Origin of the sequence: Bradyrhizobium sp. B025 (assembly GCF_042257955.1) — a bacterium.
Classification (GTDB): domain Bacteria; phylum Pseudomonadota; class Alphaproteobacteria; order Rhizobiales; family Xanthobacteraceae; genus Bradyrhizobium; species Bradyrhizobium diazoefficiens.
On sequence record NZ_CP170150.1, the window covers coordinates 7,972,991 to 7,995,609 of the forward strand.

The window sequence follows — 22,619 nt, forward strand, 5'->3', positions numbered from 1 at the left end:
CGCTGATCTCACTGCGCGCAGAAATAGCTCGACGCCTCCGTCACCGCACCCGCCTTGTAATGCGGCCAGGCCGGCCAGCGGCACAGCGGCAGCGCCCGCGTCACCGCGAACAACGGCCCTTCGACCTTTTGCTCGGTGACCTCCAGGTCGCCGGGCGCCTTGCCGTTCTCGACCCAGTCGACCAGCACGCTCAGCATGTCGACATTGGCCGGCGCGCCGGAACCGACATGGTCGACGCCAGGCGCGGTGTAGAGCCTTGCGAACAACTCCGTCGTCGCCGAGCCCATCAGGCGCTCGACGCTTTCGAAATAGCGGATGCCGGCATAGGGATTCTGCGCATAATCGGCCATGTGCTCGAGCATGATCAGCCGGCCGCCGCGGGCGCGGAAGCGGCTGAGATCGGGGTCGGTCGAGTCCATCAGGCTGGAGACCTCGAGCAACCGCGCCTTGTGCGCCTCCGGCTTGTAGGTCGTGACGTCGAGATTGGGATCTCGCGCGAACACATACCGGATGCCGCCGGCGCCGTAGATCCAGGCGATGCCGTTGTTGGGCGCGGGCGGCTGCGCCGGCGGCGCGGTGCCGAGCCACCACGCGACCCAGCCGCCGGTCGGACCGGCCGCCGGCGTGTCCTCACCCGACACGCCCCAGCCCGGATAGTCGTCGAGACCGTTGGCGAGCGCGAACGGGAACTTGTAGGTCGCATGCAGCGTGTTGACCGCCTTGATCTGCGCCTCGGTGAGACACTGATCGCCGCTCTTGCCGGCCTCACAACGCAGCGTCTCGACCTTGAATGCCGCCTTGCAGGATACGGGATCCTGCACCAGCGCATCGACGGAACCGTCGGCCTTGTCGCACGCCGCGCGCACGGCATCGCCGACGAGCTTGACTTGCGCCGGGTTGATCCAGCCCTCGCCCATGGTCACGAGGCCCGAACGCGTGCCGGCATGCTGGAGGCCGACCCAGTTGATGACAGGCACGCGGGCAAAGATCCCGTCGAAATCATCGGGGTAGCGCTGCGCCATGGTGAGGCCTTCGCGACCGCCCTCGGACGAGCCCATGAAGTACATCTTCTCGGGCGTCCTGCCGTAGGCGCGCTGCATCAGCGCGACGGCAACGTCGCGAACCTTTTTGTAGGCACGATGGGCGAAGTTCTCGAAGGCTTCGTCATTGAGCGCGAACACCTGCGGCGGCTCGCCCGGCCTGGACTCATGGCCGGAATCGGTACCGTAGGTGACGAAGCCGCGCGCGAGCGGCGAGGGCTTGTCGAACGGATAGGCCGGCGGCAGCGAAAGGCCGGTGATCAGCACGCCGTTGAAGCCGCCGCCGCCATATTGCACCGAGCGGCCGTTCCATTCGACCGGCAGGTTGACCTGAAACTTGATCGGCGGCGCCTTGGGATCGACGGGATCGATATGGCCGAGCACCTTGCAGAAGCCGGGATTGGCCGGCGTGATGCGCCCCGATGGTGTCGGGCCGCGCTCCGCAACAGCGAGTTGCGACGGCGCCTGCAACGTCGCAGAATCGATCTTCACGGCATCGACGCCGCCGACGAGCCCCTTGCAGACCGTGTCGGCATCCTCCACCAACGTTACCGCCGACGCGCCGCTCGCGCCCATTGCCGCCGCCGCGCCCACGAGCCATGCGCACAGCTTCGCTCTCTTTCGCGTCATCGTTTCCACCCGGCGTTCGCTGTTTGTTGGATTTGGCCAGTTGGCCGCATTGAATGCAACCTTCAACGTTCCGTCAATCGCACACATTCGCATTCTGATCAGAACGATCCGAACGCGCTGCCCAGCGCGATCACGGCGACCAGCGCCAGCAGCGACGTCACGATGCCGACCATGACGATGTCGAAATAGCTGTCACGGTGCGTCAGGCCGCAGATCGCGAGCAGGCTGACCACCGCGCCATTGTGCGGCAGGATGTCCAGCGTCCCCGAGCCGATCACCGCGACTCGATGCATCAGCGAGAGCTCGATCCCGGTGCGTGCGGCGAGTTCGACATAGGTCGGGCCGAGCGCTTCGAGCGCGATGGTCAGCCCGCCCGATGCCGACCCGGTCAGCGCGGCCAGGATGTTGGTCGCGACGGCGAGCGAGACCAGCGGTCCGCCCTCGATCGCCAACACCCAGTCGCGCACGATCGTGAACGCCGGCAGCGAGGCGACGACGGCACCGAATCCGACGAGGCTGGCGACGCTGAACGCAGGCAACACTGACGCATTGGCCCCGGCGTCCATGGTCCGGCGAAGCGCCGGCAGGCGGGCCCAGTTGAGTGCGATGGTGGTGACGATGGCCGCCGCCAGCGCCACCGCGACCGACCACACGCCCGCGACGGCCGCGAGCGACGTTTCGCCAAAACGCTGCTCGGCGAGATAGCTGACATCGAGCCGCGGCAGCACCACCAGCGACATCACCAGATTCACGGTGACGACGACGACCAGCGGCGCGATGGCGTTCAGCACGGGCGAAGGCCGGTCGCTGCGATGACCGTGTTGTAGTTCAGCCGGATCGAACTCGCGCGCGGTCGTTGCGCGCTCGCGCACGAGTTCGTCGGCGGCGGCCTGCTCGATCAAGCCGTCGGCATCGTCGCCATAGCCTTCTCCGGCGCGGCGGGCTGCTGCCTCGGCGCGATGCAGCCACCACAATCCCGCGCCAAGCATGATGAGGGAGGCGGTGATGCCGAGGCCCGGTGCGGCGAACGGCGTCGTCCCGAAGAACGGCATCGGGATCGCATTCTGGATCGACGGCGTGCCTGGCAGGGCCGACATCGTGAAGGTCGACGTTCCCAGCACGATCGCGGCCGGGATCAGGCGGCGCGGGATCGAAGCCGCGCGAAACAGCGAACGGGCCATGGGAACGATGACGAAGAACGCGACGAACAGGCTGACGCCGCCATAGGTGACCAGCGCGCCGGCGAGAACGACCGCCAGGATCACGCGCCGCTCGCCTAGGCGCTCCGCCATGAAGCCGGCGACCGACGTCACCGCGCCGCTGTCATCCATCAACTTGCCGAAGACGGCACCAAGCAGAAAGATCGGGAAAAACTGCGCCAGAAATCCCGCAGCATTCACCATGAAGACTTGCGTCAGGTTCGCAAGCAACGGTTCGCCGCCGAACAGGGCAGCAACGAGTGCCGCGAACGGCGCGAGCAGAAGCACGCTCCAGCCGCGAAAGGCAAACAGGACAAGCAGGCCGAGCCCGACGAGGAGGCCGAGAAGACCCATGCCTCAGCACTCCGCCAGGAGGACGTCGAGATCGGCGGTCGATTGCCGGCCGATGTCGGCCCCATGCTCGGCGAGAAACGCGTCCGCGGCCATGCGCCCTTCGGCGCGCAGCATCGAGACGAATTCCCATTCCGCGTTGAGTTTCGACGACGCGCCGAACTTCGTCAGCATGTCGCTCTTGATCCGGTGCGTCCGCATCTTCGCCCAGCGCGCGCCTTCGCCGCTGCCGGGGTCGGCCGCCTGGCGCAGCAGCGCGATCATCCGCAGTTCCTTCATCAGCGGCGAGTTGAACGAGATTTCGTTCAGCCTGTTGAGGATTTCAGCCGCTGTCCGCGGTTCCTCCGGCCGCTCGGTCGGATTGATCTGGACGAGGATGGTGTCGTGCGCGTCGCTCTCGCGAACCAGCGGCGTGATTGTCGGATTGCCGGCGAAGCCGCCGTCCCAATAGGGCTCGCCGTCGATCTCGATGGCACGGAACATGGTCGGCAGGCAGGCCGATGCCAGCAGCACATCCGCCGTGATCTCCGCGTTGCGGAAGATGCGGCCGCGTCCGGTGCGCACCCGCGTCGCGGTGATGAACAGCTGGATCGGCGAACGCACGAGGCGTTCGAAATCGATGCTCTCGGCCAGCACCGCGCGCAGCGGATTGTAGCCGGTTGGATTGAGGTCGTAGGGCGACAGCACGCGCGACATCAGATCGGTGAGGATGTAGAAGGGCGACGTATCGAGGGTCCAGCGTCCCATCAGCCGGTCGAGCGGCGAGCGTTGCAGCGGACTGAAGGCAGCGGCCCTGGAGACGCGGCGCCAGTATTGTTCGAGCGCCTCGCGCGCGCCCTCGGCGCCGCCGGCCGTCCAGCCATCCGCCAGCACCGCCGCATTCATCGCGCCTGCGGAGGTTCCGGAGATCGCGGCGATCGTGAGCCATCTCTCTTCCAGCAGGCGGTCGAGCACGCCCCAAGCGAAGGCGCCGTGCGAACCGCCGCCCTGAAGCGCGAGATCAATCAGTACGGCGTCCCGTTCCATGGCGGACACTCACGCAACTGAAGCTCAAATTCGACGCGATTTTTGACCACGTCGAATTCGAGCGCAGTGTGAGAGCAGTTGCCAAAAGATGCAACCGGAACGTGGGGCCGTTTAGTGCTCGAATACCAGCCTTGCGCCGACCGTGCCGTCGAGAGCGCGGATCTGCTGGAGCAATTCGCCCGAATCCTGGCCGCCGAGATCGGCATCGAGCACGACGTAGCCGAGGTCGCCGGCGGTCTCCAGATATTGCGCCGCGATGTTGATGTCGCGCTGGAGGAAGACCTCGTTGAGCCGCCGCAGCATGCCCGGCACGTTGCGATGGACATGGCTGAAGCGCGCGCCGGAGGGACGCAGATGCAACTGCACCTCCGGGAAGTTCACCGCACCCATGGTCGAGCCGGTGATGAAATAGTCGACCAGCTTGCGCGCGACCTCGCCGCCGATGCGCTCCTGCGCCTCCTCGGTCGAGCCGCCGATATGCGGGGTAAGGATGACGTTGCCGAGGCCCTGCACCGGGCTCTTGAAACGATCGGAATTCGACGACGGCTCGACCGGAAACACGTCGATGGCGGCACCGGCGATGTGACCGTCGCGCAAGGCGCGCGCCAGCGCATCGAGATCGACCACGGTGCCGCGGCTGTTGTTGATCAGGAAGGAGCCCGGCTTCATCGCCCGCAGCTCCTTCTCGCCGATCATGCCTGATGTCTCCGGCGTCTCCGGCACGTGCAGGCTGACGACGTCGCTCTGCGCCAGCAGCTCCTCGAGCTTCTCGACCGGCTCGGTGTTGCCGTGGCGGAGCTTGTCGGTGCGGTCGTAGTAGATCACCCGCATGCCCATGGCCTCGGCCAGGGTCGAGAGCTGCGAGCCGATATTGCCGTAGCCGATGATGCCGAGGGTGCGGCCGCGGACCTCGCGGCTGCCGGTCGCGGACTTGTCCCAGCCGCCGTCATGGGCCGAGACCGAGCGCGGGAAAATCTGCCGCAGCAGCATCACGATCTCGCCGATCACGAGTTCGGCGACGCTGCGCGTGTTGGAGAACGGGGCGTTGAAGACGGGAATCCCGCGCTTGCGCGCCGCCAGCAGATCGACCTGGTTGGTGCCGACGCTGAAGCAGCCGACCGCAAGGAGCTGATCGGCGGCCGCCAGCACGTCGTCGGTAATCTGGGTGCGCGAGCGGATGCCGAGCAACGACACGCCCTTGAGCGCCTGGCGCAGCGCCTCGCCGTCCAGCGCCTTGGTCAGCCGCTCGACATTGGCAAAGCCCGCGCTCCGGAACAGGTCCACGGCACTGTCATTGACGCCTTCGAGCAGCAGCGCCTTCGCGCTCCGCTCAGGGCTTTGGCCTGGGGCTGGCATAGAATCTCCTAAAATGGCGGCTTTGCCGCAGCTCATAAACCGCGGACGGTGCGCAGCACAATAGGGGTTAGATACGGGGAGAGGATGGCGGGGCGCGGGTGTGCCTGGCATCCCACCAGCTCCGTCATCCCCGCACGCACAATAGCCGCCCCGTCATCCCGAGGTGCGAGGCATGGGACGCTATGCGTCCCATGGGGAGCCTTGAAGGATGAACGGCCCCGATACAGCCGGGCCGTCGCCCTTCGAGGGCCGATGAAGAAGCGGCCACCTCCAGCGACAACGGCTTCGCCGTTGCGCGGGGGTGACGGATAGCGCCAATCAAATCACATAGAACCCGTGCGTCCCGTCAAGCCGCAGCTGCTCGACCAATCCATACTCCCAATTGAGATAGGCCTGCATCGCACCTTCCGCGACATCGGTCCCCTCATAGGGACGGCGATAGCGGTGCGCCGGATCCGGCTTCGGCAGCACGAGCGGCGGACCGACCTCCAGCGCGCCGTCATAGCCGCCTTCGAGCACGTACACCTCCCAGCCCATCTGCGCGAGCCAGGATGCCGTCATGTCAGCGCGGACGCCCTTGTCGTCGGTCAGGAGGATGCGTGCGCCACGCACCGGTGCGGCCATGTCGGTCTCCTGGACAAGCTGGCCGCCGGGATAATGGCGGAAGCCCGGAAGGTGGCCGGCCGCGTATTCCTCCGCATCGCGCACGTCGAAGCGGTAGAGCGTGCGATCGGTCTGCGCCGCGAGCGTCGCCGCCTCGCCTGCGCCGATGTGGCGGACGCCGGCGCGATAGGCGACGTCGCGGGCATTGGCCGGGCCGCCCTCGAACGGCCCGATCGCGCCGCGCCGGTCGGCGCCGTGGTTGAGCGCATGCCGCGCCAGCGTCCAGCCGATGGTGCCGTTGCGCAACGCCCGCACCTTGTTGGGCACGCCCGCATTGATCAGCGACTGGGTGCCGATGATCGAACGGGTGCGGCCGGCACAATTGACGATGATGGTGGTGTCGGGATCGGGCGCGGCCTGGCCTGCCCGCAGCACAAGTTCCGCGCCGGGCACGCTGACCGAGCCCGGAATGTTCATGGTCGCATATTCGTCGAAGCGGCGGACGTCGAGGATCGCGATGTTGGCCTTGTCCGCGATCAGTTTTGCCACTTCGTCGGCACTGAACGACGGCGTGTGACGTCGCGCCTCGACCAGCTCGCCGAACGCTTTCGAATAGGAATTGACGTCCTCGAACACCTGATAGCCCGCATCGCGCCAGGCCCTCAGCCCGCCATCGAGCGCACGGACATTGCTGTAGCCGAGCGCCGCAAGGCGCTCTGCGCCCGCCGCGACCAAACCCTCACCGTCATCATAGAGCACAACCGCAACGTCCTTGCGCGGCAGTCTCACCTCGGCCTCAATCGCGATCCGGTTCGCGGCCATGTTGGCCGCGAACAGCGGATGGCCGGTGGCGAAGGCGGCCTCGTATCTGAGATCGAGCAGCGCGATCTCCTCGCGCAGCAGCAGCGCGCGGCGGATGTCGGCGGGGGTGACGGTCGAAAGCTTCATGGCGTGAACCTTGAGAGGACAGGCCATGGGCTTTTGAACGATCGCAGGCGAGTTGGCTAGTCTTTCCGGCGCAGCTCACTCGCCGGGAACGAGGAGCCCGAGCGGCGGCTGCGCAGGACGCCGCAAACTGCGGCGCGACAGGTAGAGCAGGAGACCGGTGATCGCGAATAGCGGCATCAAGGCCGCGGCAATCATGAACGCGAGCTTGCCCGGCCACCCCAGGATCGCACCACGATGGATGTCGTACACGGCCGCGATGATCTTCTCGCCGAAGGTCTTGTCGGCGTAGCGATCCGCGGCGACCAATTGACCGGTAGCGGCATCAACGCGGAATTCGTCGCGCGTGGCCTCGAGCGTCGAATCCTTGCCCCACGACCGAATCCGTATCGCCGTGCCGGGGCCGGCGGGCAGCGTCAGCAGGGCCCTGGAGAAGCGGTCGCCCTCCTCGCGCTGGAACGTAGTCCATGCCTGATCGAATCCGATCGGCCGGGCCGGCTCGGAAACGGCCGCCACGCGCGGCGCCTTTGCAGGCATCTTGGGCTGCATCTTCGCGGCTGCCACATGCGGGCGCGACAGCAGCCAGGCGACGCCGTCCTTGTACCAATCGAACGAGTACCAGAGCCCGGTGAGCGTCATCACCAGATAGATCAGAAGAACCCAGGTGCCGATCACCGCATGCAGCGTTCGGTGCAGACCGCGTCCGCTGAGTCCGAGATTGGGCTTCAGCCACATCTTCACGCTGCCGGCACGGCGCGGCCAGCGCAGCACGAGACCCGAAACCAGCATGACGATCAGGCCGAGCGCGGCGACGCCGGTGACCTGGCGCCCCCAGCCCTTGGCATCGCCGGGGATGAGCAGCCAGCGATGCAGCCTGCGCACCGTCGCGAAAAATTCCTCGCCCCGCGGCGAGCCCAGCACGCGCGCGTCATAGGGATCGACATAGAGCGAAGCCGGCCGCCCACCCTGCTCATCGCGGCCGAAGCGGACATGCACCGCCGCGGCCGGATCGCTCGACAGAGTGACGGCCGAGACCTTGCCGAAATCCTGGGCCGCCTTCAGCCGCGCGACCAGTTCGTCCGGCATCAGCGCCGGCGTGGACCGCGGCAAGACCTGCATGATGCCGGCGTTCAGATGGTCGACGATCTCGTCCTCAAAACTGATGATCGCGCCGGTCAGCGCGATCAGGGACAGCAGCAGCGCGAGCGCGAGGCCCGCAATGGAGTGGACCTGGCGCAGGACGGCCTTGATGTTGTGCCCCAACCGCGCTGCCATCGCTAGAACTTCACCGTCGCCGACAGAGAGACACGGCGAGCATCGCCAATGGCGACGTTCAGATTGTTGACGGCAGAAGGATAGTAGACGGTGTCGAACAGGTTCTTGACGTTGAACTGATAGACGACCGGGAACTGCTCGTACTTGGTCTCGTAAGTCGCGAAAATGTCCGCGACGACATAGGACGGCAGGAAGAAGGTGTTGGTCGAATCGCCGGGACGGTCGCCGACATAGCGCGCGCCGCCACCGAGCCGGAGCTGACCCGGCAAGGCTGTGCCAAAATCATAGACCAGATAGAGCGAGGCCGTGTTCAGCGCGACGTTCTGCAGCTTCTTGCCGTAGAGCGTCGGATCTTCGGACGCCGTCATCCGCGCATCGGTGTAGCCATAGCTGCCGATCAAGGCCCAGCTGTCGGTGAGCCTGCCGGTGACGTCCAACTCGATGCCGCGCGAGTGGGCACGGCCGACGGTGTGGAGCTCCACCACGCCCGCGCTGTTCGTCTTCGTCGTCTGCACGTTCTTCTTGTCGAGATCGTAGAGCGCAAGTGTACCGGAGATGCGCTTGTTCAGATCGAACTTCACGCCAGTCTCGTATGACACGCCTTCTTCTGGCGCGACGTTGGAGTCGATCGTGACGCCGATCGGGGCAATGGTCGAGTTCGGCTTCAGTGACTCGGTATAGCTCGCATAAAGCGAGACCTGGTCGGTCAGCTTGAAAATGGCGCCGCCGAGCGGAAGCACCTTGTCCTGGGACACGTTGGTGTTGGTGGCGAACGGCTTTCCACGGCCGGCGATCTGGTCGTAGTCCATGTAGCGCACGCCGCCGACCAGCGCGAACCGTTCGGTCAGATGCAGCGTGTCCTGGAAGAATAACGACCATTGGCCGAGCTTGTCAGTCTGGGCGCTGTCGCTGTTCGAGGCCGTCGTCCCCGGCCCGATCAGCCCGTAGACGGGATTGTAGACATTGAAGGCGGGAGTTGCCTGCCGGATCAGAACGTCGCGGTAGATAGTGCGATACTGGCCGTCGCCGCCGAACACCACGTCATTGCGCATGTTGCCGAGCCAGAAGCCACCGGAGATGTAGGACGTTCCGTAGCTGACATTGCTGAGCGAGCTCCCTGTGCCGTCATTGCTGCGCGTCTCGGCACCCGTCGTGAAGTTGATGCCGGTGATGCGGAGCTGGTTGGCGCTGAAGGTTTCGGTGTTGTAGCTATAGCCTGCGTAGAGCTTCCAATCCTGGTTGAAGCGGTGCTCGACCGACGCCTGCATCAGGTCGGAGGTGCCCCATGTGTTGTTGAAGGGCTCGTCGAGCCGGCGGTCGGCTGGAACTGCCAGCGGCGCTTTCGTCACCGGATTGAATGCGGTGCCGCGATCGAACGGATAGATGAACTCGCGATGCTCGTAGTTGAGCTGGACCGTGGTGTCCTGGCCGTACCAGGCCAGCGACGGCGCGACCAGCATCTCGCGGTGACGGCCGAAATTGCGCCAGTAATCCTCGCTGACGCCGTAGCCAATGAAGCGATAGGCAAGGCCCTGGTCGCCGATCGGACCGGTGACGTCGAGCAGGCCGTCGGCGCCGGTCTTGGAGGCACTGAAGGCCGAGCCGAGCAGCGTCACCGAGCCGTGCTGGTAGAGCTCGGGGCGCTTGCTGATGGTGTTGACGATGCCGCCGGGGTCCATGATGCCGTAGAGCAGCGAGGCGGGCCCTTTCAGCACCTCGACGCTTTCGACCGCGGAGTTGAAACTGCGGCCCTGCACCAGCGGCATGCCATTGCGCATGATCGAGCCGTCGCGGTTGTCTCCGAAGCCGCGGCGGATCACCGCGTCCTGGCTGCCGGCGAGCGTGTTAGTCTGGGTGATGCCGCTGATATTGATCAGCGCGTCGTCGATGTTGCGCGGGAGCTGGTCCTTCAACACCTGCTCGGGAACGATGTTGACGGCCTGCGAGGTATCGAGCGGCGAGGCGCCGCTGCGCAGCGTGGTCGCACTCGGCATCGCACGGTAGCCGAGCTTGGCGGCTTGCTGCGCGGCGGCCTCCGCGGCCGCGCGCTCGGATATTGTCGGCGCTGCCGGCGCGGCATTGCGATTGCGTTGGCGCGCGGCGGTCTGGGTGCGGCGTGAAGTCTCCTCCGATGCACGCGCCGGCTTCGGCCGCTGTGCCGGCGCCTCCACCGTCACCGGCGGCAGGGCCGATTGCGCCTGCGCGCTCGTCGTGTTGGAGGGATATTCGGCGAGCAGCACGGCTGCTCCGATGAGAAGACCTGCACGGCTCCCGCCGGCACGAGTTCGATGACCGCTGACGCGGCCATCCAGATGAGCACGCACTTTCGATTCACTTCCAAGTCAGACACAGCATTGAAGCTGGCGCGTCTAACAGCCGTTGCGAGTGAAGAGAACCGTAGGCGGGCTTGAATCCCTCTAGTATGGAATCATTCTAGGCGACGATGCACGTCGTTCAGCAATCGTCGATTGATCTTGCATCAAGCACGACACGCAGCGCGCGAATTCGCGGCGACGTGTCGTGGATATCACACGACGGCAGGAGCCATCAGTTCGTCGAGCTTCCGCTTGGACGCAGTGCCGTCCGACAAGGCGCGGAGCGGCGGGCGCACGCGCAGCCACGCTGCATCGCCCGTCTGCGCCGCAAGGATCGCCTTCAGCGTTGCGAGGAAGGATGGCGTCTTCACCACGACGTCGATCGCGGCCTGCATGCGTGCTTCGACATCCTTGCCGTCGATCATCGCCTTGACCAGCTCCGGCGCAACATTCGCCATGCCGCAGATGGTGCCGGCGCCGCCGGCGGCGATGGCGCGGGCGATGTCGGCTTCGTTGCCGACGGTGATGGCGAGCTCCGGGCTAGCTGCGCGGAACGCCTGGAACTGCTTGAAGTCGCCGCTAGAGTCTTTCAGGCCTGCAACCAGCTTGCCGTAGCGCTTGCGCAAGCTTGCGGCGACCGTGGTCGGAATCGCAACGCCGGAGATCTGCGGGATGTGGTAGAGCGAGGCACGCAGGCGATCGTCGGCAACGCCGTCGACGATCGCAGCGAAGGCATCCTCGATACCCTCGGGCGTGACGCTGCGGTCGAAGTAAGGCGGCAACAGCAGCACGTGGCGCAGGCCGAGGCCGAGCACGGCGCGCGTCAGCGCGATGCTGTCGCTGATGGCGGGAAATCCACCGCCGATTCCGATGCGCTCCGGCGCGACGCCGGCCTTGAGCATGGCTTCGATGGTCGCGACGCGTTCGGCGACGTTGAAGGAGGTACCCTCGCCGGTGGTGCCGAACAGCACGACACCGTCGACGCCTTTGCTGAAGAGCTGCTTGGCGTGGGCGGCGAGCCGGGCGTGATCCACGCCACCGTCGGTCGCCAGCGGCGTCGCCGACGCCACCCAGAACCCGCGAATCGCCTCCGTCATCACACCACCCTTTGCTGCGGTCTCGGACTAAGCCTCTGATCCCTAACGATCTTCCGGGCTCAGCGGAGACTTGTTTTTGCTTTACTTTTCACCTTGTACCTTACATACAAGACAGACGCAAATCCCCGTCGCGCAGCAGGCGCGCGACAGACGCGGCCAGATTTTGAGGAGGTCTTGCATGGACATGGTGACCCCTGTGGAGCGTCCCGACCAATTGCTCGCGGCCTTGCGCGACAAGCTCGGCGCGGCCGCCGTGCTGACCGGCAGCGATGTGCCTGCGCGCAATTGCAACGACTGGAGCGCGAGCCTGCCGCAAACGCCGCGGGCGGTGATCCGTCCGCTCGATGCGCAGGGCGTTACCGATGCGATTCTGACCTGCCGCAAGGCGCATCTGCCGTTCGTGCCGCAGGGCGGATTGACCGGGCTGTGCCGCGGTGCCTCGCCTGAAGCAGGCTGGGTCGCGATTTCGCTCGAGCGCATGACCGGCATCGAGGAGATCGATCGCGCCTCGGCGACGATGACGGTGAAGGCGGGCACGCCGCTGGAGACGATCCAGAAGGCCGCGGACGAGGCCGGCTTTTTCTTTCCGCTCGACCTCGGCTCGCGCGGCTCGTGCGCGATCGGCGGCAACCTCTCCACCAATGCCGGCGGCAACCGCGTGATCCGCTACGGCATGACGCGCGAGCTGGTGCTCGGCCTGGAGGTGGTGCTACCTGACGGCACCATCATCACCAATCTCAACAAGCTGATGAAGAACAATGCCGGCTACGACCTGAAGCATCTGTTCATCGGCTCGGAAGGCACGCTCGGCATCATCACCCGCGTGGTGCTGAAACTGTTCCCGAAGCCGCGCTCGACCATGGCGGCGCTCTGCGCGCTGAAGGATTATGCGGCGGTGATCGCACTGCTGGACGCCGCGCGTTCGGGACTTGGCCCGTTGCTGTCGGCGTTCGAGGTGATGTGGCCGGATTATTGGGACGTGATCACGACGCGCGCCGGCGTGAAGCCGCCGGTCGCCGCGGGTCACGGCCTCTACGTGCTGGTGGAAGCACAAGGCACCGACGAGAGCCACGACGCGCCGCGCTTCCAGAGCTGGCTCGAGGAATTGATGGAGCGCGGGCTCTTGGCCGATGCCGCCGTCGCGCAATCGCTGGCGCAGACGCAAGCCTTCTGGCGGGTGCGCGACATCTGCGCCGAGTTCGGCCAGGTGCTGGGCCCGCACATCTCCTACGACATCGGCCTTGCGGTTAAGCAGATGGACGAGTTCGTCACGCGCTGCAAGGCCGCGCTCGCCAATGGCATCAAGGGCTGCGAGAGCGTCTATTACGGCCATATCGGCGACGGCAATCTGCACCTCGTGTCCTGGGTCACCGGGCTTTCCGTCGAGCAGCAGCCGAAGGAAGAGATGGACGCGATCATCTATGGTCTCGTGCGCGAGATGGGCGGCAGCGTCTCCGCCGAGCACGGCATCGGCACGCTGAAGAAGAAGTGGCTGGGCCATGCCAGGAGCGAGGCCGAGATCGCGCTGATGCGGACGCTGAAGGCCGCGCTCGATCCCGATCATCTGCTCAATCCCGGCAAGGTGATCTGACCGGCTGCACAGTGATGGGAGCGCCGATGAGATCATTGAAGCTCGATACGCCAAAATCGCTGTCGCAGCGGGTGATGCAGCGGCTGCGGCAGGCGATCATCGACGGCGAGTTCGCGCTCGGCGCGGCGATCTCCGAGGAGATGGTGGCGAATTCCTTCGGCGTCAGCCGGACGCCGGTGCGCGAGGCGATGGGCCAGTTGCAGGCGCAGGGACTCGTGGTGATCCGCCCGCAGGTCGGCAGTTTTGTCTTCACCCCGAGCGCGGACGACATCGCCGCGCTCTGCACCTTCAGGATCGCGCTGGAGCCCAAGGCCGCAGAACTCGCCTTCCGCCACGATCGCGACGGTGCGGTGGCGACGATGAGCGAGGCGATCGAGGCGATGGAGCCGGCGGTCTCGGCCCGCGACAACATCGCCTATGGCCGCGCCGATGCAGCGTTCCACGAGGCGCTGTTCGCCCATTGCGGCAACCGCTACCTCGTCGAATCCTACCAGCTCGTCTCCGGCCGCGTCGCGGCGCTGCGCACCAATCTGACCTCGCCGATCGACGTGCGCACCCGCACGTCCTTCGACGAGCACCGCAAGTTGCTGGACCTGTTCGCGCGCGGCGCGTTTGCGCCTTTCGAAGCGCTGATGACCACGCACATCACCAATTCGGGCGTGGTCTACGCCAAGGCCCTGAAGGTGGAGGCGCTGAAAGTGGAGTGAGCGGTTCTACCGCCCGTCCTTCGGACCAGGCCTGTCCAGGAAATCCAGCGCGGTGTTGATCTGCTCGAGCTGATGCTCGATCCTGTCGCGATCCTCGACGGTTTGCGCCGTCTCGAGCTCCTGTACGAGCTTCTGCTTCCGCGCCAGCAGGTTCTCTATGACCGTACTCACAAGTCCCCCATCGCCCCGAAGCGAGCATCAAGGCAAAAATCCGGTTGCGGGCACTGGCGCCGGGATCGTCGAGGCGCGCGCGAGCAGAGCTCGCGCCGGTGCCTTCATCAGAATGTTCGCGGGGGGCGGTTGGTTCCTGCAAATGAACCGCAACGCGGGGCCGATGGAACAGTCGGCGCAAGCTGACCGCCGTCAGAAGCTTCCTTGCCCATCATATGAGCGATCCGTCGTCCGGGTTCTCACCGCGGCCGGCATCGGATCTGCGATTGCTCCATCACAGTCCGCTGACGCTGCCCGCGCGACTGGCGTTGCCGAATTGCGCGCCACGCGGGAACCGGAATCGTCGAAGACAGCCCAGCGATCGGTTGTATTCGCGCCTCCGGAGTCCTATGCGTATGCGCCATGGACACCCAGATCATCGCCGCCGAAAAGCCTCTGATGGCCCAGGCCCGCCCGCGCAAGCCGGCGCCGTTTCTCCCGATGAGCCGCGCCGAGATGGACGCGCTCGGCTGGGATGCCTGCGACATCGTGCTGGTGACGGGCGATGCCTATGTCGACCATCCGAGTTTCGGCATGGCGATCATCGGCCGGCTGCTGGAGGCGCAAGGCTTCCGGGTCGGCATCATCGCGCAGCCGGACTGGCATTCGGCCGAGCCGTTCAAGGCGTTAGGCAAGCCAAAGGTGTTCTTCGGCGTCACCGGCGGCAACATGGACTCCATGGTGAACCGCTACACCGCGGACCGCCGCCTGCGCCATGACGACGCCTATACGGCGGGCGGCGAAGGCGGCAAGCGGCCGGACCGCTGCACCATCGTCTACGCGCAGCGCTGCCGCGAGGCGTTCAAGGACGTGCCGGTCGTGCTCGGCGGCATCGAGGCCTCGCTGCGCCGGATCGCCCATTACGACTACTGGTCCGACAAGGTGCGCCGCTCGGTGCTGGCCGACGCCAAGGCAGATCTGCTGCTCTACGGCAATGCCGAGCGCGCGGTCGTCGAAGTGGCGAACCGTCTTGCCGCGGGCGAAGCGCCGCGCGAGCTCGACGACATCAGGGGCGTCGCGCTGTTCCGCCGCGTGCCCGAGGATTACAGCGAACTGCACGCCGACGATCTCGACTCCGCCGACGAGGGCGCAACCCGCCAGAAGGGCGCGACCGTCATTCGCCTGCCGGCGCTGGAGCAGGTCGAGCAGGACAAGGAAGCCTATGCGCGTGCGTCACGCGTGCTGCACCGGGAGAGCAATCCCGGCAATGCGCGGCCGCTGGTGCAGCGTCATGGCGACCGCGATCTCTGGCTCAATCCGCCGCCGATCCCGCTGACCAGCGACGAGATGGACGCGGTCTACGATCTTCCTTACGCGCGCGCGCCGCATCCGTCCTACGGCGATGCCAAGATCCCGGCGTGGGACATGATCAAGTTCTCCGTGACGATCATGCGCGGCTGTTTCGGCGGCTGCACCTTCTGCTCGATCACCGAGCACGAGGGCCGCATCATCCAGAACCGCTCGGAAGGCTCGATCCTGCGCGAGATCGAGAAGATCCGTGACAAGACGCCGGGCTTCACCGGCGTGATCTCCGATATCGGCGGCCCCACCGCCAACATGTACCGGATGGCATGCAAGGACCCGAAGGTCGAGGCGGCGTGCCGACGACCGTCCTGCGTCTTCCCGGAGATCTGCCCGAACCTCAACACGTCGCATGACGATTTGATCCGGCTCTATCGCAAAGTGCGCGAGACCAAGGGCATCAAGAAGGTGATGGTCGCCTCCGGCGTGCGCTACGACCTCGCGGTCGAGAGCCCGGAATACATCAAGGAGCTCGTCACCCATCACGTCGGCGGCTACCTGAAGATCGCGCCGGAGCATACCGAGCGCGGCCCGCTCGACAAGATGATGAAGCCGGGCATCGGCGCCTACAACCAGTTCAAGCGGATGTTCGATGCCGCAGCCGAACAGGCCGGCAAGAAATATTACCTGATCCCGTACTTCATCGCGGCGCATCCCGGCACGACCGACGAGGACATGATGAACCTCGCGCTCTGGCTGAAGAAGAACCGCTACCGCGCGGATCAGGTGCAGACCTTCCTGCCCTCACCGATGGCGACCGCGACCGCGATGTATCACACCGGCGTCAATCCGCTGCGCGGCGTGCGTCACGGCGGCAGCGACAAGGTCGAGGCCATCAAGGGCCTGCGCCAGCGCCGCCTGCACAAGGCATTCCTGCGCTATCACGACCCCGACAACTGGCCGGTTCTGCGCGAGGCGCTGAAGGCGATGGGCCGCGCCGACCTGATCGGCTCCCGTCCCGACCAGCTCGTGCCTGCACATCAGCCGCCCGGCACCGGCAAGGCCGCCGGCACACGGCGGCCCGTGCGCCCCGGCGGCAAGACGCAGCGGTTCACGACCAAGGGTCTGCGGGTGATGAAGTAGGCAAGAGCCGGATGAGGTCCGGTTCGGCCTGCCTTCAAGAATAGAAATTCGAAAACAACCCCATGCACAGTAGCCTGCATGAGCGGGATCAATGGCTTACGCGCTTTGCGCCGACGTTGACCCGTCGGGCAAAACAGGAGCAGGATGGCATCGTCGGGCGCCTGGGATGAGCAAGCCTCCGGCGCCACTCCGTATCGATATCGTCAAGCTTCACACAGCGTCCCGCGCGCGAGCTTTTTCGCGCCTGTTCGACGCGCTGTGCGGATCATGCTCCAAACGATAGTCGAACCAGTCCATCGATTGGAATCCAATCTACACGCCGGGCGATGAGCGCTCGCTCCGTACCGCACACACCGAGACCCCTTGACCTCGGCGCCATCATGCAACATATGAAGTTACATGAAACGAGACAGCCGTTTATCCGGCGTGCTCCATGTCCTTCTCCACATGGCGCAGCAGCCTGGCCCGTTCACGTCCGAGACCCTGGCGAAGGCCATGGACACCAATCCGGTGGTGATCCGGCGCATCATGGCGGGCCTCAGGGACCTCGGTTACGTCCGCTCCGAGAAGGGGCATGGCGGCGGCTGGACGCTGGCCTGCGACCTGTCGAAGGTGACGCTGCGCGACGTCTACACCGCGCTCGGCAATCCCCCGCTTCTGGCAATGGGCAACCGGACCGAGGCGCCGGGCTGTCTCGTCGAGCAGGCCGTCAATGCCGCCCTGGATCGGACCTTTCAAGATGCCGAGGCGCTGCTGCTGTCGCGCCTCGGTGCAGTGACGCTGGCGATGCTGGGCGATGATCTGCGCAAGCGGCTCGGGGCCCGCAAGGTCCGCGACATCAGCGCGCATCACGCGTGATCGGCTCCGTTCAGCAAGGCAACCTCATGACCGACATTCAAGCCATGTTCTCCGATCCGCAAGCAGTGGCGAAATACACGGAAGGGCCGCCGCGGTTCGTTCCCGGCTACAATTCCATGCTGTCCATGGCGGCGATCCTGCTGGCCGAGCGCGCGCGTGAAGACGCGCGAATCCTCGCCCTCGGCGCTGGTGGCGGCCTGGAGTTGAGAGCCTTTGCGCAGGCGCAGCCGCGCTGGACCTTCGACGGTGTGGACCCCTCGGCGGCGATGCTCGATCTCGCGCGGCAAACGTTGGGCCCGCTCGCTTCGCGCGCGCATCTCCACCGGGGCTATGTCGACGCTGCCCCGGAGGGGCCGTTCGACGGCGCCACGTGCCTGTTGACCCTGCACTTCGTCGATGCCGCGGAACGGCGTCGCATTGCCGCCGAAATCCGCCGCCGCCTCAAGCCGGGCGCGCCCTTCGTGATCGCTCATTTCAGCATCCCTGATCGCGACGATGAGCGGCCGCTGTGGCTATCGCGCTATTCGGCGTTCCTGGCCGCATCCGGCGTCGAGCCGGACAAGGCGGCTGCCGCGCGCGACGCCGTCACCAACCATCTGGAGATGCTCACGCCCGCGCAGGATGAGGCAATTCTGCGGAACGCTGGCTTCTCCGAGCCGACTCTGTTCTACGCCGGATTCACCTTCCGCGGCTGGGTGGCATACGCCTGAGACGTCCCGCTTCGTCGACACGGCGCGCATTCATGCAAAGCCGGGACCCGCCGGGACGTGCAGACATGCTCCCTTAGCCCGCGAATGAGGCGGTGTCCGTTCTGCCTTCAAAACCAGACATGGCCAGTACGCTCCTGCGAGTCGGCAAAGGGCCAACAACGGAAGAAGCTCTGCAAGAGGTGATCGTCGGACATTGATTGCAACATCAATCCGCATCTACGCGCTAGTCGCGCGCGGGCACCGGCTTCCGCGTGATGGTCGCCGCCGGAAGCGGCGTGAAATCCGGGTTCTGGTCGTTACCGACCCGTATGCCGGAATAAGCGACGAGCCCGTCAGCGGTGGCGACCGCGTCGCCCGAGCGTAACGAACCGTCCATCGCGAGATCGACTGATGCAAGACCGGCGGGGCTTTGGCCGTTGCAAGTGCAATCGGCGCGCAGCGCCTTCCGATAGGCAAAGGCGTTTTCGCTATCGGCGTAGCGTTCGCCGGTTGCGGCATAGGCTCTGTCAATGCTGGAGCCGAAGAAAATTTTGGTCGGGCTTGCCGGACAGAAGGCCTTACACATCTGCGCCGGCGAGGCCGCGCCGCGCATCAGCGGAAAATATTTGCCGTCGCAACTGCGCACGCAGAAGGCAGGTCCCGCGCTTACGACGACCGGCCGCGGCGGTGGTGATTGCGGATCAAAAGACGAGGTCTGCTGCTGTTGCTTCTGGCCGCCACCGAAAAAGAAATCAAGCAAGCCTTCGGCCGCACTCATTTCGGGCGTCAGCGCCACGGGGCCAACGATGGCGACAGCAACAAGCATGCGACGCAGCTTGCGCTGAAAGCACGATTCGGTACGCATCGCTTGCTCCACCGGACGCAACGAACTCTCTTCAGCACAAAGAGCGCTTGCGGCAATCGTGGATACGAAACGCGCTCTAAGCTGGGCGCAGAAGGGGAAAGAAATAGGCGAGTGGGCACGGCAAGCGCCACATTTCGGCCGTTATGGGACGCCGTGGGAGCCGTGATCCCCCGGAGTTCGCGCCGCGTTGAAACCGACCGAAGTCCGGTTCGCGTCAAAAGCAGCGGTCGTCCAACCTGTCAGGCGGTGTCCGGCCTCCCTCAAACCGCAGACATGACGATCGCTCATGTGGCGCTCGGCTCGGGGCCACTGACAGACCATTTTCGCGTGACCAAGTACGGACTGCTCGCGGAAGCCGACGTGAGCGGCGGCATTACCGGCACATGCGGGAGCATCACCGACGTTAACCCTGTCGGCAAATGATTTGTCGCGAGTCGGCAGCCGTCGACAAGTTGCCTCATTGGCGCGGAGAATTTTCAGCGGCACGAATCTGGGTCAGAGGCGCATTATGCTGAGAATGGCGTTGTTGGGCCTCCTCATACTGTTGAGTGTAGGAATGCTGTCGGCAATGGAGCTGAGAGCGCCACCGCGTCGCGCGGCCGCGATCGTGCAGCCGCTTGCCGAGCAGGACGCGGGCACTTCTGCTTCACACGACGCCCTGGCGAAGGCTGACCGCCTCGACGTTGCCGCTGTGAGCAGCGCGATGCCGACACAGACTGCTTCGGTGGAAGACCGCGTTGCTCCGCCAGAAGACGCCCATATTGGCTCGTCCGAGCCGGAGCCGATCGTCCGTCATCGGCACAATCCGAAAAAGATCGCGACCGCTGAACGTCCCAAGCCGAAGGCAACCGCTGTCAAGCGAACTGCCAACTTCCAGCGCTCAAAGGCCGCAAGCAATGCGGAGCCCTGTCGGCTCAAGGCGTTTGGTGGCTTGCGCAAGGCATTGAATTTGACCGGTTGCGACATCTGAGGACGCTTCTCGGGTGGCCGATTGAAGTTGAGCGATCCGAGTTCGTGGCCCGCTATCGGGCAGCAGTCCAGACCGCGCCTAATCAGTTTCCCCAAAGGGGGCTTACGGGTGCACACCCCGTATTGCCATCTTTCCTCCGATCGACGTCTCGCAAACTCTTCCGATCATCCATATGTTGCCCCCATGAAAAAGATCGGATTTCTGTCCTTCGGACACTGGACGCCCTCGCCGCAGTCGCAGACGCGCTCGGCGGCGGACACGCTGCTGCAATCGATCGAGCTTGCGGTTGCGGCCGAACAGCTCGGCGCGGACGGCGCCTATTTCCGTGTGCATCACTTCGCCCGCCAGCTGGCCTCGCCCTTTCCGCTGCTTGCCGCGGTCGGCGCCAGGACCAGCACAATCGAGATCGGCACCGCCGTGATCGACATGCGCTACGAGAACCCGCTCTACATGGTGGAGGACTCGGGCTCCGCCGATCTCATCGCCGGCGGCCGGCTGCAGCTCGGCATCAGCCGCGGCTCGCCGGAGCAGGTGATCGACGGCTGGCGCTATTTCGGATACCGGCCGGCCGACGGCCAGAGCGATGCCGACATGGGCCGCCGCCATGCCGAGGTCTTTCTCGACCTGCTCCGCGGCGAAGGCTTTGCCGAGCCCAATCCGCAGCCGATGTTTCCGAACCCGCCGGGGCTGCTGCGCCTCGAGCCGCATGCCGCCGGCCTGCGCGAACGGATCTGGTGGGGCGCCGGCTCCAACGCGACCGCCGTGTGGGCGGCGAAGCTCGGCATGAATTTGCAAAGCTCGACGCTGAAGAACGACGAGACCGGCGAGGCCTTCCATGTGCAGCAGGCCGCGCAAATCCGCGCCTATCGTGCCGCGTGGAAGGAAGCCGGCCACGCCCGCGAGCCGCGCGTGTCCGTCAGCCGCAGCATCTTCGCGCTGATGAACGATCGCGACCGCGCCTATTTCGGCGGGGAGCGCGGAGGCGAAGACCAGATCGGCTTCATCGACCCGCAGACGCGGGCGATCTTCGGCCGCTCCTATGCGGCGGAGCCGGATGTGCTGATCGAGCAGCTCCGGCAGGACGAGGCGATCTCGGAGGCTGACACCTTGCTGCTGACCATTCCCAACCAGCTCGGCGTGGCCTACTGCGCGCATGCGATCGAGGCGATCCTGACGCACGTTGCGCCTGCGCTCGGCTGGCGCTGAGAGATCTGGCGAATGCCGTGCACCACATGTCGGCCAATTCGCCACCGTTGATCTGTTGACCCAATGCGTCAGGGGCGTGTCGGCTCATCATTGATGGGCAACCGCCACCCGGGCGTTGGAACTTCGTCGCATCGCTCGCAGACCGGCGAACGGACGCCATGACACGCGACCTGCCAGGACGCTGCTCCGCCGTCTTCTCGCCCCCATTGTCGTTCAGGGAGCTAGGCGGGGCGGCGCTATGGTGGGCATAGTTCCCAAAGGTTCCGCGTGATCGTCCGACATCTTCTACAACGCGACTCTCATCATTCCCTTTCGCGCCGCGCGCTCCTGCGCGGGCTTGTCTCGGCAGGCAGCACTCTCGCGCTGGGCGGATGCGCAGGCTTGGGCGCGACCGGCGCGCGCTACGACGCGTCGTCCCTTTCCGTTGATCCCACACTGCTCGTCGCCACCACACGAAAGCCCGTGAAGGGCGGCCGCACGAAACCCTGGTTCGGGCCGGAGCGGGCGACCGCAATGACGGTCGCTCGGGCAAGGCTGGTGGCGCCGGACGAGAGCCGACTTTCTCTCGCCTCGGTCGGACTGGGCGATTGGCGCCTAGATCAGGTCGAACCGGTGCAAGCCGAAATTGGCGATCTCCTTGCGCAGGGCGGCGCGGGAGGAGACGTGCTGATCTATGTGCACGGCTTCAAGCAGACATTCGAGACGGCCGCGCTCGACGCCGCCCATCTCTCCGATGGGATCAAGTTCCGCGGCCGGACCATGGTGTTCTCCTGGCCCTCCAAGGCAGGATTGTTCGACTATGCCTATGACCGGGACAGTGCGATGTGGTCCCGCGACGATTTCGAACGCGTGCTCTCTTCCCTCGTGTCGACGTCAGGCGGCGGCCGCGTGCACATCGTTGCGCACAGCATGGGGACCATGCTGACGCTCGAGAGCCTGCGTCAGCTCTATGCGCGATACGGCGACACCGTCACGAGCAGGATCGGGACGGTCGTGTTTGCCGCACCCGACATCGACATGGACGTGTTCACGTCGGCGATCCACCGCATCGGTCCGCTTGCCGGCAAGATCACCGTGATCGCCGCGACGAACGATCGCGCTCTGGCTCTGTCGGGACAAATCGCGGGTGGAATGACCAGGGTCGGCGCCGCCGAGAAGGCTGTCATCCAGCGGCTCGGCGTGCGCGTGGTCGATGCTTCCCAGGAAGGCTGGAGCATCATCAATCACGATCTGTTTCTATCGAGCGCGGAAGTGCAGCGGGAGATCCGCCGTTCGATCGACAGTACGGCCGCGTAAGAGCG

19 protein-coding genes are annotated in these 22,619 nt (G+C 65.5%); 9 read left to right on the top strand and 10 right to left on the bottom strand.

Annotation, left to right across the window (positions count from 1 at the left end; genetic code table 11):
- Positions 1–8: 8 nt before the first annotated feature.
- The 8 genes from ACE10W_RS37690 to ACE10W_RS37725 all read right to left on the bottom strand — a co-directional run bounded on the left by ACE10W_RS37690 (position 9) and on the right by ACE10W_RS37725 (position 11,837).
- Positions 9–1,670 (bottom strand): tannase/feruloyl esterase family alpha/beta hydrolase, encoded by a 1,662-nt coding sequence (locus ACE10W_RS37690; protein ID WP_028175510.1) that lies wholly within the window; start codon positions 1,668–1,670, stop codon positions 9–11.
- A 98-nt stretch (positions 1,671–1,768) separates the two neighbouring features.
- Positions 1,769–3,223 carry a GntP family permease gene (locus tag ACE10W_RS37695; protein WP_304549032.1) on the bottom strand — a complete coding sequence of 485 codons (1,455 nt, stop codon included), beginning with the start codon at positions 3,221–3,223 and terminating at the stop codon, positions 1,769–1,771.
- A 3-nt stretch (positions 3,224–3,226) separates the two neighbouring features.
- Complete coding sequence (locus ACE10W_RS37700; protein ID WP_028175508.1) at positions 3,227–4,246, bottom strand: patatin-like phospholipase family protein; 1,020 nt, start codon at positions 4,244–4,246, stop codon at positions 3,227–3,229.
- 111 nt (positions 4,247–4,357) lie between these two features.
- Positions 4,358–5,602 carry a phosphoglycerate dehydrogenase gene (gene serA / locus ACE10W_RS37705; protein ID WP_028175507.1) on the bottom strand — a complete coding sequence of 415 codons (1,245 nt, stop codon included), beginning with the start codon at positions 5,600–5,602 and terminating at the stop codon, positions 4,358–4,360.
- A gap of 318 nt (positions 5,603–5,920) precedes the next feature.
- Positions 5,921–7,153, bottom strand: a complete 1,233-nt coding sequence (locus ACE10W_RS37710; protein WP_304549035.1) for a rhodanese-like domain-containing protein — start codon at positions 7,151–7,153, stop codon at positions 5,921–5,923.
- Positions 7,154–7,228: 75 nt separating this feature from the next.
- Positions 7,229–8,425, bottom strand: coding sequence for a PepSY domain-containing protein (locus tag ACE10W_RS37715; protein WP_304549037.1), 1,197 nt, complete (start codon positions 8,423–8,425; stop codon positions 7,229–7,231).
- A 2-nt stretch (positions 8,426–8,427) separates the two neighbouring features.
- Positions 8,428–10,749 (bottom strand): TonB-dependent siderophore receptor, encoded by a 2,322-nt coding sequence (locus ACE10W_RS37720; protein WP_304549039.1) that lies wholly within the window; start codon positions 10,747–10,749, stop codon positions 8,428–8,430.
- A 203-nt stretch (positions 10,750–10,952) separates the two neighbouring features.
- Positions 10,953–11,837, bottom strand: coding sequence for a dihydrodipicolinate synthase family protein (locus tag ACE10W_RS37725; RefSeq protein WP_304549042.1), 885 nt, complete (start codon positions 11,835–11,837; stop codon positions 10,953–10,955).
- A 178-nt stretch (positions 11,838–12,015) separates the two neighbouring features.
- Here ACE10W_RS37725 and ACE10W_RS37730 point away from each other — a divergent pair, with 178 nt between their 5' ends.
- Complete coding sequence (locus ACE10W_RS37730; RefSeq protein ID WP_304549044.1) at positions 12,016–13,428, top strand: FAD-binding oxidoreductase; 1,413 nt, start codon at positions 12,016–12,018, stop codon at positions 13,426–13,428.
- 26 nt (positions 13,429–13,454) lie between these two features.
- Entirely contained in the window at positions 13,455–14,135 is a 681-nt protein-coding gene (locus ACE10W_RS37735) for a GntR family transcriptional regulator (protein WP_304549047.1), read from the top strand.
- A gap of 6 nt (positions 14,136–14,141) precedes the next feature.
- Here ACE10W_RS37735 and ACE10W_RS37740 read toward each other — a convergent pair whose 3' ends face one another.
- Entirely contained in the window at positions 14,142–14,306 is a 165-nt protein-coding gene (locus tag ACE10W_RS37740; RefSeq protein WP_304549049.1) for a hypothetical protein, read from the bottom strand.
- A gap of 402 nt (positions 14,307–14,708) precedes the next feature.
- Between ACE10W_RS37740 and ACE10W_RS37745 the strand changes: the two genes are divergently transcribed.
- The 3 genes from ACE10W_RS37745 to ACE10W_RS37755 all read left to right on the top strand — a co-directional run bounded on the left by ACE10W_RS37745 (position 14,709) and on the right by ACE10W_RS37755 (position 18,298).
- On the top strand, positions 14,709–16,730 hold the full coding sequence (locus ACE10W_RS37745) for a YgiQ family radical SAM protein (RefSeq protein ID WP_304549051.1): 2,022 nt from the start codon (positions 14,709–14,711) through the stop codon (positions 16,728–16,730).
- A 399-nt stretch (positions 16,731–17,129) separates the two neighbouring features.
- A complete protein-coding gene (locus tag ACE10W_RS37750) occupies positions 17,130–17,588 on the top strand; it encodes an Rrf2 family transcriptional regulator (protein WP_011090697.1) in 459 nt (152 codons plus the stop codon).
- A 26-nt stretch (positions 17,589–17,614) separates the two neighbouring features.
- Positions 17,615–18,298, top strand: coding sequence for a class I SAM-dependent methyltransferase (locus ACE10W_RS37755; protein WP_370205813.1), 684 nt, complete (start codon positions 17,615–17,617; stop codon positions 18,296–18,298).
- 223 nt (positions 18,299–18,521) lie between these two features.
- Here ACE10W_RS37755 and ACE10W_RS37760 read toward each other — a convergent pair whose 3' ends face one another.
- Complete coding sequence (locus tag ACE10W_RS37760; RefSeq protein ID WP_369525312.1) at positions 18,522–19,142, bottom strand: DUF2865 domain-containing protein; 621 nt, start codon at positions 19,140–19,142, stop codon at positions 18,522–18,524.
- Positions 19,143–19,415: 273 nt separating this feature from the next.
- On the opposite strand from ACE10W_RS37760, the gene ACE10W_RS37765 reads away from it, so the two are divergent.
- The 4 genes from ACE10W_RS37765 (at position 19,416) to ACE10W_RS37780 (ending at position 22,614) form a co-directional block, all read left to right on the top strand.
- Complete coding sequence (locus tag ACE10W_RS37765; protein WP_162494168.1) at positions 19,416–19,565, top strand: hypothetical protein; 150 nt, start codon at positions 19,416–19,418, stop codon at positions 19,563–19,565.
- Positions 19,566–19,698: 133 nt separating this feature from the next.
- Positions 19,699–20,112: a hypothetical protein gene (locus ACE10W_RS37770; protein WP_279082398.1), complete on the top strand. Its 414-nt coding sequence runs from the start codon at positions 19,699–19,701 to the stop codon at positions 20,110–20,112.
- A 183-nt stretch (positions 20,113–20,295) separates the two neighbouring features.
- On the top strand, positions 20,296–21,318 hold the full coding sequence (locus ACE10W_RS37775; protein ID WP_304549059.1) for an LLM class flavin-dependent oxidoreductase: 1,023 nt from the start codon (positions 20,296–20,298) through the stop codon (positions 21,316–21,318).
- A gap of 267 nt (positions 21,319–21,585) precedes the next feature.
- Positions 21,586–22,614 (top strand): alpha/beta hydrolase, encoded by a 1,029-nt coding sequence (locus ACE10W_RS37780; RefSeq protein WP_011090703.1) that lies wholly within the window; start codon positions 21,586–21,588, stop codon positions 22,612–22,614.
- Positions 22,615–22,619 lie beyond the last annotated feature (5 nt).